Genomic DNA, 13,365 nt, shown 5'->3' on the forward strand with positions numbered 1-13,365 from the left:
CAACAAAAGGAAAACTAACTTATTTTTCGAAGAAAAAATAGTACACCCCGGCACAGGTCAGGGTGTAAGGACGAGATTAATCCACTAACTTTTTGGTTAATGCCAGCAGTGTTGCCACATCTTCCGGACGGGTCAGCCCGGTGGGGCTATCAATAATGGAGCTGTAGATATGCGGAATAATTTTGCTGACACCGGCATCCAGCGCGACGCGCAAAATCGTCTCATAGTTGTCCAGATCAATACCGCCCGTGGGTTCCAGCCAGAAATCCTGCTCTGCACAGGCTTCTGCCACCGCTTTAAACTCGTCGATAGCTTTCAGCCCGCCCATCGGGAAATACTTCACTGAGCTTCCGCCCATATCCTTCAGCATAGCAATCGCGGAGGCGACCGGAACAATCCCGTCTGCCCTCTGTGAACTTAGTGGTCCGGTAGAGATCTTCACCTTTCCCGGTTGGCCGGTTGGCGACACCAGGCCATTCACCACGGTCTGTGCCTGTCCCAGCAGCGCGCGGCTGGTACCGACGCCGGTAAAGACTTGATTAACATGCTGCGGCTGCACTTCAGCGGAGATGGCACTCACCATCAGCGACTGATTCGGGTCGCCCGCCCCCAGACCGACGGACAGCGCGTTATCGATCAGCGCGGCATACTCACGCATGTCCGCCACGGCAGTCGCGACATCAAGATAGTTTTTCGACAGCACGCCTACCAGCACGTGGCCTTCGGCCGCCACCCAGATATCACGGGCGTTCTGTTTTGATCCGGCCAGTACATTCAGGCATACCCGATCACGGTAAAATTTTGGTGTCAGCGTCATGCGCGTTTCTCCCTGATTAACAGCGTCTGAATACAGACAAAAATGGTGTGCAGCTGATCCGCAGACACGCTGCGCACGTCTACTTCGACAATCCCTTCGTTAGCTTTGTAGCCACGGAAATAGATGGCGATATCGCCGGTTTTAAGTGCCTGGACCACTTCGCCCGTAGTACGCCCGATAGTCGCTTCGTCAAAATGAATCTCAGCACGGGCAATATCACGCCCGGCCGCATCCCACACCACGCGAGCCTGAATTCCGGACAGCTGATTCAGGTTGTCGATAAATGGCGTCATTTTTTCTACCATCTGCGCCCCTGTTACTTTCTCCAGACGCTGGAAATTTTCAATCGCCTGAGTCAGTCCAAGGATGCCCTCTTTGCCGACTTTCATCGCGCGACCAATGCCCTGCGACTGACGTTTTACCCATTCGACGTACTGCGTTTTTCCTGTTACCAGCCCGCTGGTAGGCCCTTCAATCGCTTTGGCGCCGCTGTAGATCACCAGGTCTGCCCCCAGTGCGTAATATGCCTGCAAGTCTTCTTCGGCAGCAGCATCCACGATCAGTGGAACGCCGTGTTTCCGGGCCACTACCGCCGCCTGTTCGACGCTGAGATGGCTTTTCTGCACGCTGTGGTGCGATTTGATGTAGAGAATGGCGGCTGTTTGCGGCGTGATGGCCGCCGAGAGCTGTTCAGGCGAACATTCGTTGGCGTAGCCTGCTTCCACAAGGCGGCCACCTCCCAGTGTGACCATCGTGCCCACGGGCGCGCCGAAGTTCACGTTATGGCCCTTTGGCAGCACGATGTCATGCGGCACGGTCAGCGGCGCGGCATGGAGGTTTTCCAACAGCCAGTCGTTATCTTTCACGATCACCGCCGCCACAGATTGCGCAATACCCGCTGACGCGCAGGAGACCACAACTGCCGCTTCACAACCCAACAGGCCGGCAATGTAAGCACCGGTTTTGTTGACCAGATCTTTCATTTCGAAGTAGTGCTTCAGACCATAATTTACCGTCTCCACCACATCCGCGCTCGGGGTCGACACACCGAGAATGGTCATGCGGCCAGAGGCGTTAATCACCTGCTTTAAGCCATATTTTTCATACACTGAAATCATCACGTTTTTTCCCTTCGTTAGTCACGAATGCCTGCCCGCTCACCACAGCAGCCAGCGGCACCAGGTGTGTTTCGCCAGACAGGGTTTGTCCGTCAGAATCACTGAACAGGCAGGTTTCCTGTTTCACGTCAAAAATGGTCAGATCGGCATCCAGTCCCGGCACCAGCCGTCCTTTTCCATTGAGCCGCAGCCCATCGGCGGCATGGCAGGTGACACAATCAATCACCTGTGTCAGCGTCATACCGATGTTTAAGAATTTGGACATCACATGCGCGAGGGAATACACCGGACCGTTAAGGCGGTTGCGGCAGTAGATATCCGAGCTGATGGTGTGCGGTAAAATGCCCTGGCCGATGGCGACCTGTGCCACCTCAAAACTGAAGCTGGCAGAGCCATGCCCAACATCCAGCCGCACACCGCGCTGCAACGCACGGGTAATCGACGCGCGAAGCTGCCCTTCCGCCGTAAGAATACGATTCGGTTTGCCGTTATAGCAGTGGGTAATCATGTCGCCGGAGGTCAACAAATCGGCGATATCATCGAGGTTCGGCGGGTTGTTACCGATATGGACCATGAGCGGCAGTTGGCCGTTCTCCTGCTGCATCGCTTTGGCACGTTCCAGCGGCTTGATACCATTTTGTTCCACCACACTGCTGCTGATACGGGCTTTCAAACCCAGGATAAAACCCGGCAGACGCTGTACCGCTGCGCGTACCGCAGGCCCGTCAATACGCGCCATATCCGCCAGTTCATTCTGCGTCAGAATGCCACTACGGGCGATGTTGAGCAGCGCATAAACACGGGTGCTGGCGCTACGGGTGAGTTGATAGAAATCATCGATATCATCTGCGCCGGTACTGCCCGCATCCACCACCGTCGTGACGCCCGTGTCCACACCAATGCGATCGGCTTCATCATGGTAAATCGGCGATTTTGGGTAGCAGTGAACGTGCGAGTCAATCCAGCCCGCACTCAGCCAGTAACGCCCGGCAAGATCCCACTCATGTTTCGCCGGACCTGCGACCAGGCCAACGGCTGCAATTTTGCCGTCGTGAATGGCGACATCACTGAGGGTGCCATCGCTGAGACGGCCCCGCCGAATAATCAGATCAAACATGCAGACTCCTCAGCGTGGCGACATCCCGCCGCCACGCGGGTTAGTTACAGCGCGACCGGGAAGATCGCTCCCAGCGCCATCGCCCCCAGGATTGCGCCACCGGTAATCGGCTTGTTCCACAGGTAGAACAGCAACGATCCCACCAGCGCACCCAGCCCAATGGGAATCGATGCCGCCATCGCAGACAAGATAATTAACGGACCGAGGAAGCGGCCAGAGGTGTTGCCCGCGCCCATCATCACGTCAGCGCCGTAGGTCGAGTCGCTGTTGTTGATGGTAAATTTACGCGCGAGAATAATCAGGTATCCCACTGCCAGGCCCAGCGCCAGGCCGGTTACCAGCGAGGCGGCAAAGTTTGCTACCGGGAAGATAAACCCGGCCCCCAGCAGCAGCGCAGGCACGCCCAGGCCGATCCCGGTCTGGATCGCGCCACCAATATCGAGGATCCCCACCAGCGATCCTTCAATAATGCGTGCAAACAGGAAGCTGGCACCGAAGGCCGCTACCGCACCGTAAACGCCAGTTTCCATTCCCGCACGCAGCATGGAGACGAAGGCCACTTCGTTGAAAGCACCCAGCCCGTAGACGTAATACATATGCGTACCGGCGAACACACCAGAAGAGAGCAGCCCGACAAAGATCGGAAACGACCAGTCGGCATACCAGAAACCACTTTTTGTATTTTCCATTACCATCGTCCTCTTATTTACCGCTCAGGGAGTTGTGGATCATATCCAGCCAGCCAGGCACACCCAGATGGAAGGACTCCAGCAGCTTCATATCAAAGCCGCGGAAGAACCCGCTTAGCACGAACAGCAGGACGATGGCCATCATCATCACCTTGGTCACACGGTTCCAGCCCGCTTCTTCAACCCCTTTGCCAATCAGGATGCCCAGTACCAGGCCCGGTACCGCATTCCCCATGATTAGCTGCGCCAGTCCACCAAAAATGGTGGCCCAGAAACCGGACTTTTTACCGGCATCAATGGCCGCCAGCCAGAAGATCACGGGCATGACTGTATTGACCAGCAGGTTAGCCGCAGGTACCAGCACCTTCACTGCCGTCACCTGCAAGGCTGCCGGTACTGCTGACGCCGTTGAGTTCAGGAACGCCACCACGATCATGCCGATGATGCCGCAGGCGATCGCCATTTTCTTCGGGTTGTGCAGGGTGTCTGCCACGTTGCGGTTCTTGACCATCAGTGCCGCGGCCCCCCAGTTAGGGATAATGCGGTGGTCAACGTCCTGAGTAAAAGAACCCGCCGCCACAGACGATGCCCAGGCATTAAAGAAGAAGCCGAGGCCGAAAGAGAAGTGGGAGGCAGGATCGCCCTCACAGGAGTTCAGTTCGCCCAATGTACGAAAAGCGCCCATGCCCTGTGTGGTCGGGGCATGAAACATGCGTGCTGCGCCTGCGCCCACACCAACACCGACAAGTCCGCCGATAATCAATGACTTAAATAAGATAATGAGGAACATCGGTCTTTCCTTTTGTTATAACCCCTTCGCCTCAGGCGGTAGACGGACTACCGCATCTGAATGCGTGGAGGTGTATGCGCCCTGATGTTTTTTTAGTGGGAAACGATGAAATCCACGTTGTCTGTATCCACCACCACCACGTTGACGGTGATCTCCAGATCGACGCTGTAGAGCCGCCGTTCACGCGCCAGAAAGAAGAACAGAAACTTTTCCGTTTTGGTGCGAACACTGGCCTGCAGCACCTTCACATCCACCGGCTCAATACGCAGAAGAATTTTGCTGGTGGATTTCAGTACCGTGTTTTGTACCCGGCTAAGGGCATCGGCAAAGGCTTTTCCTTTGCTGTCGCCCTTACCGCTAACGCTCACCGTGGTGGTGAATTGCTCTTTCATCAGCCGTGCTTCTTCTGCCACGCCAGCACCAGACGCTCACCCAACTCTTCTTTATCCATAAAGCCGAAGCCGAGTACCGTGGCACCTTCGTTGATGGCGGTCACACCTTCATCAATGGAGCGCATTCCATGCTTAGCTTTGTAGCCATATTTATTCTGAGCAGTGATGGCACCCGCGCCGCCGCTGCCACAGAAGGAGATGCCGAAAGTGGCGTTTTCCGCCTTCATGACATCACCCAACTTCATGTCTGCCGCCACACCCGGTACTACAATCGCTTTGCCGCCGGCTTTTTCGATTCCGGCAGCGACTTTCTGGCCTTTACCTAAACGGTCGCCAATCACGACGATAATTTGAGACATGTTGTATTCCTTATTGGTTGCAACGGGCGGGGCATGCCCCGCCCCTACGGATTGTCGTAGGGGTCGGCATGTCCGACCCCAGGTTTATTCGTTTTCTTTGGCTACTTCGAAATGAACGGAGAGTAGCCAGGCCTCTTCTTTCGGCAGGTTACCGAACAAATCAACAACCTGCTGTGCCAGCGTCATTGACTCTGGCGAGATATCCTCAAACAGTTCTTCTTCCACTTCTGGCAGCGCTTCTCCGGTGAGAGAACGCAGTGCCATCGCACGCACATGGGAGGTGAGCATCTGCTGCTGAACAGGATTAGGTTGAATATTTCGGGCGGCAAAAAGTTCGGTAATTTGTGTCATCACCCGCGCAGCCAGCGACTGAATTTCATTATCCTGTTCTGTTACCGCGTTCACTGGCGCTATTCCATTACTCACGTTCGTCCCCTCTTAATTAACGATGGGAATAAATTACCTCTACGTTACCTTTCTGTGTAGAACGACTTTTTCCACATTGAAACGGAAATAAACAGATGACGCCGGATTGATGTCGCAAAAACGTTGAAACGTGCACGAACACCGTTAAATTGAGATGTGAATCACAAAAAAACAGCGTTACCTGCTTAATAAACGCAGGCAAAGGGATATATACGGGGGAAAACATATCAATAATCACAGAAATAGAAGTAAAATTTATGAAGAAATACCAGGCGGAGAATAAAAAAGATAACACCCGCGCCTCCCTGCCACATAAATTTTTATGTTCCCGGGATTTGCGGGTTTACCAGTTTTTCACAACTCAATTATCAGGGTATTAATAATCGAAAATATTATAGATCACTTTTCATGGTGAAAACTCTCGCGTTTATCTGCCTGACAAGGGAAGTCAGAGAAAGATTCTGAACAAGAAAAAATCGCGAGATATTCTCATTATCTACAGTGTTTTCACTCAGCTATTTTACGAAAAAAGGCGATGGGTTTATTCATCGCCTCTCAGGTTCAAGCTAAACGTTTTTGATCAGGGTTGTGTGATCAACGAAACTTCTTATGACCGGCATCTCGGGTAGCGGAGAAAGTCTTCGCTTCTTCCTTTGCGCCTGCCAGATCACCGCCGTTTGCCAGTTTCAGACTGGTATCAATCTGGCCAATCAGTGTGTCCAGTTCTGCACGATAATCTTTCATTCCAGCACTGTCGGCCGCCTGGCCTTTTAACTTATCCGGCGTCTGAGTTTTCGCATTCTCAGCGGCAGCACGCATATCGGTTAATGCTCTGATCATTTCCGCCTTATCATCGGTTTTTTGTACCGTGCGATAAGCGCCTTTCAGGATATCCATATCGCCTTCCAGGTCCTGTGCCATCACCGAGGCACTTAACATCAGGGTCGTACTCAACATTGCAATCAATAACTTACGCATCTCAGATCCTATTTTTTATAAATGGGTATCATTCAGGCATTAAAAAAGGCGGCTGTTTTCACAGCCGCCTTTTCAGCATACGCGTAAATCTGTAAATTACTGCCCTGCGATCTTCATTTCTGGTAACAGAACGGATCCACACTGGATATTGCTACGCGTTTCAATGTCGCTACCGATGCTGACCATATTGCGCCACATGTCTTTCAGGTTACCGGCAATGGTAATTTCACTGACCGGATACTGGATCACGCCATTTTCCACCCAGAAACCCGATGCTCCGCGAGAGTAATCCCCCGTGATACCACTCACGCCCTGCCCCATCAGCTCGGTCACCAACAGCCCGGTGCCGAGCTGTTTTAGCATTGCGTCGAAGCTGTGGCCCTGTCCGGCGATGCGCCAGTTATGAATACCACCAGCATGTCCGGTGCTTTGCAGCCCCAGTTTGCGGGCGGAGTAGCTGGTCAGCAGCCAGTTCTGCAACACACCCTCTTTGATAATGTCGCGGCGCTGGGTACGGATACCTTCGCTATCAAACGGCGTAGAGGCCAGGCCTTTCAGCAGATGCGGATGTTCTTCAATGGTCAGCCACTCCGGCAGGATTTGCTCACCCAGGGAATCAAGCAGGAACGTCGATTTACGATAAACACTGCCACCGCTGATCGCGCCTACCAGATGACCGAATAAGCCTGTTGCGACTTCGGCAGCAAACATCACCGGCGCTTTCATTGTCGACAGCTTGCGTGGAGAAAGACGTGACAGGGTGCGACGGGCACACTCTTCGCCCACGGCTTCCGGTGACTTCAGGTCTTCAATGGCACGACCAATGGTGTAAGCGTAATCGCGCTCCATATCCCCGTTTTCTTCCGCGATCACACAGCTGGAAAGCGAATGGCGGCTGGAGCAATAGCCTTGCAGCATCCCGTGGCTGTTACCGAACACTTTAATCCCGACGTGGCTGTTAAAGCTGCCGCCTTCGGTGTTGGTAATACGCTTATCCGCTTTCAGTGAGGCCTGCTCGGCGCGAGCCGCCAGTTCGATAGCGCGATCGGCATCGATCTCAGCAGGGTGAAACAGATCGAGATCCGGCGCATCAAACGCCAGTAGCTCACGGTCGGCCACACCCGCGTAAGGATCGGGAGAGGTGTAGCGGGCAATGTCCAGCGCGGCCTGCACGGTGCGCTTTATCGCGTCCGGGCTGAGGTCAGTTGAAGAGGCGCTGCCTTTACGATTCTGATGATAAACAGTGATGCCCAGGGCACCATCGCTGTTGAATTCAACATTTTCCACTTCGCCATAGCGCGTACTCACGCTGATGCCGGTGGTTTTGGTTACCGCGACTTCTGCTCCGTCGCTGCTGGCCTTTGCCAGTTCGAGTGCTGTCGCTATCGCCTGTTCCAGGGTTTTACGCTGTTCTGCAACTTGGGAGAGTAATTTCATCGACCTGCCATATAATTAATAGTGCGATTTTTCGGTGGCTTACCGCGCTGGCATAACCACACCAGGGTGATAAGGCTTCATTTGAGTCTAACAGACTCAGAGAACAATTTCGCAGTAGCCTCGTAACCTGATAGCATTAGCCTCTTTTTCAGGAGCCGTACCAATGACCAAGCAGCCCGACGACTGGCTCGATGATGTACCAGATAACGAAGAAGAAGAAGATGATGAGATTATCTGGGTCAGTAAAAGTGAGATTAAACGTGATGCCGAGGAGCTAAAACGCCTTGGCGCTGAACTGGTGGAACTGGGGAAAAACTCCCTGGACAAAATCCCACTGGATGAAGATCTGCGTGCCGCCATTGAACTGGCACAGAAGATTAAGAAAGAAGGCCGCCGCCGCCAGATGCAGCTGATCGGTAAAATGCTGCGTTCACGTGATGAAGAGCCGATCCGTACGGCACTGGATAAGCTGAAGAACCGCCACAACCAGCAGGTCGCACTGTTCCATAAACTGGAAGTGCTGCGTGACCGTCTGGTGGAGCAAGGTGATGATGCGGTGCCAGAGGTGCTGAACCTCTATCCTCATGCCGACCGCCAGCAGCTGCGTGCGATGATCCGTAACGCGCAGAAAGAGAAAGCGACCAACAAACCGCCGAAAGCTTATCGCCAGATCTTCCAGTATCTGCGTGAGCTGGCCGAAGCGTCGTAACGTATTGCTGTGAGTATCAGGTCGGGCGTGCCCGACCCCTACGCAAAGGCATAGGCATGCCCACCACAGGCGCGTAGGGCGAGGCATGCCTCGCCCAATGCATATTACGCCAATCGATCTAACAATTTCTGATGAATCCCACCAAAACCGCCATTACTCATGACCAGGATGGTATCGCCCGGCTGGGCCTTTTTGGCAATCATTTCTATCAGTGTATCGAGATCCGCACTCCACTGCGCCGGCTGAATGCAGGCCTCGGCCACTTCGGCAACCTGCCACGGAATGTGGTGCGGCTGATAAAGGAACACTTCATCAGCACGCCCCAGCGCCGGGGCTAAATCGTCCTTGCTGATGCCCATTTTCATGGTATTCGAACGGGGTTCCAGCACCGCCAGAATGCGCGCAGTGCCGCCGACTTTGCCGCGCAGCGCCGCCAGCGTAGCGAGGATAGCCGTTGGGTGATGGGCAAAGTCATCGTAGACCTTAATGCCGTTACTCTCTCCACGCAGCTCCAGACGACGGCGGGCATTGATAAAGTCATTCAGCGCACGCCCCGCATCTTCGGGCTTCACGCCAACATGACGTGCAGCGGCAATGGCCATCATGCCGTTATGCATGTTGTGCTCCCCCACCAGCGACCAGTTCACTTCTGCCACGCGCTCGCCGTCCAGCAGCACTTCCCAGTGTGAGGCATCCGTAGAGAGTTTCTTCGCCTGCCAGTGGCCGGTGTCGCCCACGGTTTCCTGTTCACTCCAGCAGCCCATCGCGATCACCTGTTTCAGGTTAGCATCATGCTCTGGCAGGATAATTTTTCCCTGGCCTGGCACGATGCGGACCAGATGATGAAACTGTTTCTGAATAGCACGCAGATCGTCAAAAATATCGGCATGATCGAACTCGAGGTTGTTCAGAATCAGGGTACGCGGGCAGTAATGAACAAACTTCGAGCGCTTATCGAAGAACGCGCAGTCGTACTCATCCGCCTCAATCACAAAGAATGGGCTTTTTCCTAAATTCGCGGAAACATCAAAATTTCCAGGCACCCCACCGATGACAAAACCGGGTTCATAGCCGCAGGCCTGTAAAATCCACGCTGCCATGCCCGCTGTGGTGGTTTTTCCGTGGGTTCCGGCGACCGCAATCACCCAGCGGTCGCGCAGGACGAAGTCATGCAGCCACTGTGGGCCAGAGAGATAAGGAATATTGCGCTCCAGCACCGCTTCCACACAGGGATTACCGCGGGTCATCGCGTTACCGATGATCACCAGGTCCGGTGCAGGATCGAGCTGAGAAGCATCATAACCCTGAATTAAATCAATACCCTGCTTCTCCAACAACGTGCTCATTGGCGGGTAAACGTTAGCATCAGAGCCGGTCACTTCATGGCCGAGCGCGCGGGCCAGCATCGCCAGTCCACCCATAAAGGTGCCGCAGATACCGAGGATATGAATACGCATAAAAGGTCCGTTTCGTAAAATGTTCGGCCTTAGTGTAACGCCCCCATCGTGCGGAAGAAACGGATTTGCCCTATGTTCTTTAGCGTTCAATCGGCTAAACTGCGTACGCATACGTTGGCAGTTTGTGAATCAAGCTGCTACTCAACCGCAGATTCAGGGATTGTGTTATGAAAACGTTAGGCGAATTTATCGTCGAGAAGCAACACGACTTTCCGCACGCAACAGGTGAACTGACCGCTTTGATCTCCGCGATCAAACTGGGCGCTAAGATTATCCACCGCGATATTAACAAAGCAGGCCTGGTCGATATTCTGGGTGCCAGCGGCGCTGAAAATATTCAGGGCGAAGAACAGATGAAGCTCGATCTGTTTGCCAATGAAAAACTCAAAGCCGCACTGAAGGCCCGTGGCATTGTTGCAGGTATCGCGTCAGAAGAAGAAGATGAGTTCGTGATCTTCGAAGGCGCGGAAAACGGCAAGTACGTGGTACTGATGGATCCTCTCGACGGCTCCTCAAATATTGATGTCAACGTTTCTGTCGGCACCATTTTCTCAATTTACCGCCGTCTCACCCCTCCGGGTACGCCGGTGACCGAAGAAGACTTCCTGCAGCCTGGCAGCCAGCAGGTTGCCGCGGGTTACGTCGTTTATGGCTCCTCCACCATGCTGGTTTATACCACCGGCTGTGGCGTACATGCCTTTACTTACGACCCGTCACTGGGCGTGTTCTGCCTGAGCGCGGAACGTATGACCTTCCCGGAAAAGGGCTACACCTATTCCATCAACGAAGGTAACTACATCCGCTTCCCGCAGGGTGTGAAGAAATACCTGAAATTCTGTCAGGAAGAGGATGTCGCGACCCAACGTCCTTATACCTCACGCTACATCGGCTCGCTGGTGGCAGATTTCCACCGTAACCTGCTGAAAGGCGGTATCTACCTCTACCCAAGCACCGCCAGCCACCCGAAAGGCAAGCTGCGCCTGCTGTATGAGTGCAATCCAATGGCGTTTCTGGCGGAACAGGCTGGCGGTAAAGCCTCTGACGGCAAAAACCGTATTCTGGACCTGGTGCCAGAAAGCCTGCATGAACGTTCGCCGTTCTTCGTCGGCAATGACCATATGGTCGATGATACCGAACGTTTCCTGCGCGAGTTCCCGGATAACTAATCGGTAAAATTTAACGATTTCGACTGACCAAAGCGTAGGGGCGGACCTTTTTTTTCGGGTCCGCCCTTTCTTTTGGGGAAACGACCAGAAAAGCGGCCGCCCCCAACGATTTATGCCGCCTGAGTGACCTTAAATACCGCCATGGTTTGCACCAGCTGCTGGGACTGCTCTTCCAGCGACTGCGTTGCGGCGGCCGCTTCTTCCACCAGCGCGGCATTCTGCTGCGCGACTTCATCCATCTGCGTCACCGCCTGGTTCACCTGTTCAATACCGCGACTCTGTTCCTGCGAAGCGCTGGAGATCTCTTTCATCAACGTGGTGACTCGCATCACTTCCGTCGAGATTTCATCCATGGTTTCACCCGCTTTGGTCGCCATATCAGAACCTTCGTTGACGCGAATCTGCGACTCACTAATCAGCGTACGGATTTCCTTCGCCGCCGTTGCACTGCGCTGGGCCAGGTTACGTACCTCGGTGGCGACAACGGCAAAACCGCGTCCCTGCTCACCCGCGCGTGCCGCTTCAACAGAAGCGTTCAGCGCCAGGATATTCGTCTGGAAGGCGATGCCATCAATCACACCGAGAATGTCGCCAATACGCTGCGAGCTGTTAGAGATTTCCCCCATTTTCTCCATCACGTAACACACTACTTCTGCCCCGCGATCGGCGGTATCAGAAACAGCACGCGCCAGCAGATGTGCCTGTTGGGCGTTATCTGCATTCTGCTTCACCGTGGCGGTTAACTGCTCCATGCTCGCCGCCGTCTGTTCCAGCGATGCCGCAGACTCTTCAGTTCGCTGGGAGAGATTGAGGTTGCCCGAGGCGAGTTCGCGGCTGCCGATATCGATTTGCAGACTGGCATCGCGCACCAGACCAACCGAATGCTGTAGCGACTGCTGCATCGTTCCCAGTGCGGCATTTAATCGGCCCAACTCGTTGTCACCGCTTTCCGGCACGGGCTGCGTCAGATCGCCACCCGCCACATGCTCAAGATGCCTGATAGCCTGATCCAGCGGCTTCAGGAGCAGTATGCGCAAAATCATCCATGCCAGCGCCACCAGCAGCAGTGTCAGCGCGCCGCTCACCAGAATCAGAACGGTCATCATGGTTTGGTTACGCGCGGCCTGCGCCATCTGTGTTGCGCTGACGTCGTCGGCATAAGCACCAAAAGCCGATACTGCGCCAGAGAATTTGCCTGCAAGGTCGGAGAGGTTTCCTTCCAGAACGCTGTAGTAATCATCCACGCTCTGTTTTTGCAGCGCCGCCATCATTGGCGTGATGCCATTAACCAGGTAATCTTCATGGGTTGCCACTACGGCTTCCGCCAGAATTCTGCCGTGTTCAGTGACGGTTCCGGCATCAATGAATCGTTTCAGCTCCTGCTGCGATAAAACCACGTAACTGGCGGAACGTGTGGCTATTTTTTCCGCTTCGTCCGGCAGGCCGATTTCCATTTTACGTATGGCCAGCGCCGCGGTGGCGCGGGTGCGCAATAGGTTGCCGTTACTCATATACAGTGCGTTCAACTCAATGCCCTGAATGCGGTTGATCACATCCAGTGAGCGATTGCCCTTTTGAATCGCGATAATGCCCATGACACTCACCACTAAAAGCAGCAGCGTCATCATGGCAAGCAGCGCCAATAAACCCGTACGTATTGAGATTCTCTTAAGCATGATCATTTCCCGATAGTGTTAAGCCTGGTCATTCCTGGTCCCTAAATCGACCATGTTATCGGCAATAACATTACCCAGCTTTAACCATAATAAAGATTAAATTGATCCAGCACAGGGAACCCGTAAGCGTGAATTAAGGGCGCTTCAACGCTTTTATTGTGGACAAACGTCAGAAGGGAAATGACCCTGAAGGAAAATACAGACGATGATGGATTAGATCCATGTAAAACCAGA

General features: G+C 53.9%; 14 protein-coding genes. 2 read left to right on the top strand and 12 right to left on the bottom strand.

The annotated features are described in order from the left end of the window. Positions 1–76: 76 nt before the first annotated feature. From dagF to pmbA, 10 genes are all read right to left on the bottom strand, one after another. Complete coding sequence (gene dagF / locus FY046_RS21575) at positions 77–817, bottom strand: 2-dehydro-3-deoxy-phosphogluconate aldolase (RefSeq protein WP_133842514.1); 741 nt, start codon at positions 815–817, stop codon at positions 77–79. Beyond that, positions 814–1,935, bottom strand: coding sequence for a DgaE family pyridoxal phosphate-dependent ammonia lyase (locus FY046_RS21580; protein WP_133842742.1), 1,122 nt, complete (start codon positions 1,933–1,935; stop codon positions 814–816). The genes dagF and FY046_RS21580 overlap by 4 nt, the downstream gene beginning before the upstream one ends. Next, entirely contained in the window at positions 1,919–3,052 is a 1,134-nt protein-coding gene (locus FY046_RS21585; protein WP_133842515.1) for an amidohydrolase/deacetylase family metallohydrolase, read from the bottom strand. The genes FY046_RS21580 and FY046_RS21585 overlap by 17 nt, the downstream gene beginning before the upstream one ends. A 44-nt stretch (positions 3,053–3,096) precedes the next feature. Beyond that, positions 3,097–3,747, bottom strand: coding sequence for a DUF4310 family protein (locus FY046_RS21590; protein WP_133842516.1), 651 nt, complete (start codon positions 3,745–3,747; stop codon positions 3,097–3,099). A 7-nt stretch (positions 3,748–3,754) separates the two neighbouring features. Beyond that, positions 3,755–4,531 carry a DUF4311 domain-containing protein gene (locus FY046_RS21595; RefSeq protein ID WP_133842517.1) on the bottom strand — a complete coding sequence of 259 codons (777 nt, stop codon included), beginning with the start codon at positions 4,529–4,531 and terminating at the stop codon, positions 3,755–3,757. A 92-nt stretch (positions 4,532–4,623) separates the two neighbouring features. After that, positions 4,624–4,923 (bottom strand): DUF4312 family protein, encoded by a 300-nt coding sequence (locus FY046_RS21600; protein WP_133842518.1) that lies wholly within the window; start codon positions 4,921–4,923, stop codon positions 4,624–4,626. Continuing rightward, positions 4,923–5,282, bottom strand: coding sequence for an SFCGS family glycine-rich protein (locus FY046_RS21605; RefSeq protein WP_133842519.1), 360 nt, complete (start codon positions 5,280–5,282; stop codon positions 4,923–4,925). Before FY046_RS21605 ends, FY046_RS21600 begins: the two co-directional genes overlap by 1 nt. Before the next feature lie 84 nt (positions 5,283–5,366). After that, positions 5,367–5,708, bottom strand: coding sequence for a glycine dehydrogenase (locus FY046_RS21610; RefSeq protein WP_133842520.1), 342 nt, complete (start codon positions 5,706–5,708; stop codon positions 5,367–5,369). 594 nt (positions 5,709–6,302) lie between these two features. Then, positions 6,303–6,686, bottom strand: a complete 384-nt coding sequence (gene cybC / locus FY046_RS21615; protein WP_431022154.1) for a cytochrome b562 — start codon at positions 6,684–6,686, stop codon at positions 6,303–6,305. Positions 6,687–6,782: 96 nt separating this feature from the next. After that, positions 6,783–8,123, bottom strand: coding sequence for a metalloprotease PmbA (gene pmbA / locus FY046_RS21620; RefSeq protein ID WP_159336811.1), 1,341 nt, complete (start codon positions 8,121–8,123; stop codon positions 6,783–6,785). A 163-nt stretch (positions 8,124–8,286) separates the two neighbouring features. Here pmbA and yjgA point away from each other — a divergent pair, with 163 nt between their 5' ends. Beyond that, positions 8,287–8,832: a ribosome biogenesis factor YjgA gene (gene yjgA / locus FY046_RS21625; protein WP_133842523.1), complete on the top strand. Its 546-nt coding sequence runs from the start codon at positions 8,287–8,289 to the stop codon at positions 8,830–8,832. 104 nt (positions 8,833–8,936) lie between these two features. Here the strand turns inward: yjgA and mpl are convergent, their stop codons facing one another. Continuing rightward, on the bottom strand, positions 8,937–10,289 hold the full coding sequence (gene mpl / locus FY046_RS21630; RefSeq protein ID WP_159336810.1) for a UDP-N-acetylmuramate:L-alanyl-gamma-D-glutamyl-meso-diaminopimelate ligase: 1,353 nt from the start codon (positions 10,287–10,289) through the stop codon (positions 8,937–8,939). Between the two features lie 167 nt (positions 10,290–10,456). Here mpl and fbp point away from each other — a divergent pair, with 167 nt between their 5' ends. After that, complete coding sequence (gene fbp / locus FY046_RS21635) at positions 10,457–11,455, top strand: class 1 fructose-bisphosphatase (protein ID WP_133842525.1); 999 nt, start codon at positions 10,457–10,459, stop codon at positions 11,453–11,455. Positions 11,456–11,565: 110 nt separating this feature from the next. Here the strand turns inward: fbp and FY046_RS21640 are convergent, their stop codons facing one another. After that, positions 11,566–13,131 (bottom strand): methyl-accepting chemotaxis protein, encoded by a 1,566-nt coding sequence (locus FY046_RS21640; RefSeq protein ID WP_133842526.1) that lies wholly within the window; start codon positions 13,129–13,131, stop codon positions 11,566–11,568. Positions 13,132–13,365: the final 234 nt, after the last annotated feature.

The sequence above is a fragment of the Erwinia sp. 1181_3 genome, from assembly GCF_052824965.1.

Bases quoted from the DNA above. Each gene is read 5' to 3' on its own strand.
- dagF (WP_133842514.1), bottom strand. From the start codon at position 817: ATGACGCTGACACCAAAATTTTACCGTGATCGGGTATGCCTGAATGTA.
- FY046_RS21580 (WP_133842742.1), bottom strand. From the start codon at position 1,935: ATGATTTCAGTGTATGAAAAATATGGCTTAAAGCAGGTGATTAACGCC.
- FY046_RS21585 (WP_133842515.1), bottom strand. From the start codon at position 3,052: ATGTTTGATCTGATTATTCGGCGGGGCCGTCTCAGCGATGGCACCCTC.
- FY046_RS21590 (WP_133842516.1), bottom strand. From the start codon at position 3,747: ATGGTAATGGAAAATACAAAAAGTGGTTTCTGGTATGCCGACTGGTCG.
- FY046_RS21595 (WP_133842517.1), bottom strand. From the start codon at position 4,531: ATGTTCCTCATTATCTTATTTAAGTCATTGATTATCGGCGGACTTGTC.
- FY046_RS21600 (WP_133842518.1), bottom strand. From the start codon at position 4,923: ATGAAAGAGCAATTCACCACCACGGTGAGCGTTAGCGGTAAGGGCGAC.
- FY046_RS21605 (WP_133842519.1), bottom strand. From the start codon at position 5,282: ATGTCTCAAATTATCGTCGTGATTGGCGACCGTTTAGGTAAAGGCCAG.
- cybC (WP_431022154.1), bottom strand. From the start codon at position 6,686: ATGCGTAAGTTATTGATTGCAATGTTGAGTACGACCCTGATGTTAAGT.
- pmbA (WP_159336811.1), bottom strand. From the start codon at position 8,123: ATGAAATTACTCTCCCAAGTTGCAGAACAGCGTAAAACCCTGGAACAG.
- yjgA (WP_133842523.1), top strand. From the start codon at position 8,287: ATGACCAAGCAGCCCGACGACTGGCTCGATGATGTACCAGATAACGAA.
- mpl (WP_159336810.1), bottom strand. From the start codon at position 10,289: ATGCGTATTCATATCCTCGGTATCTGCGGCACCTTTATGGGTGGACTG.
- fbp (WP_133842525.1), top strand. From the start codon at position 10,457: ATGAAAACGTTAGGCGAATTTATCGTCGAGAAGCAACACGACTTTCCG.
- FY046_RS21640 (WP_133842526.1), bottom strand. From the start codon at position 13,131: ATGCTTAAGAGAATCTCAATACGTACGGGTTTATTGGCGCTGCTTGCC.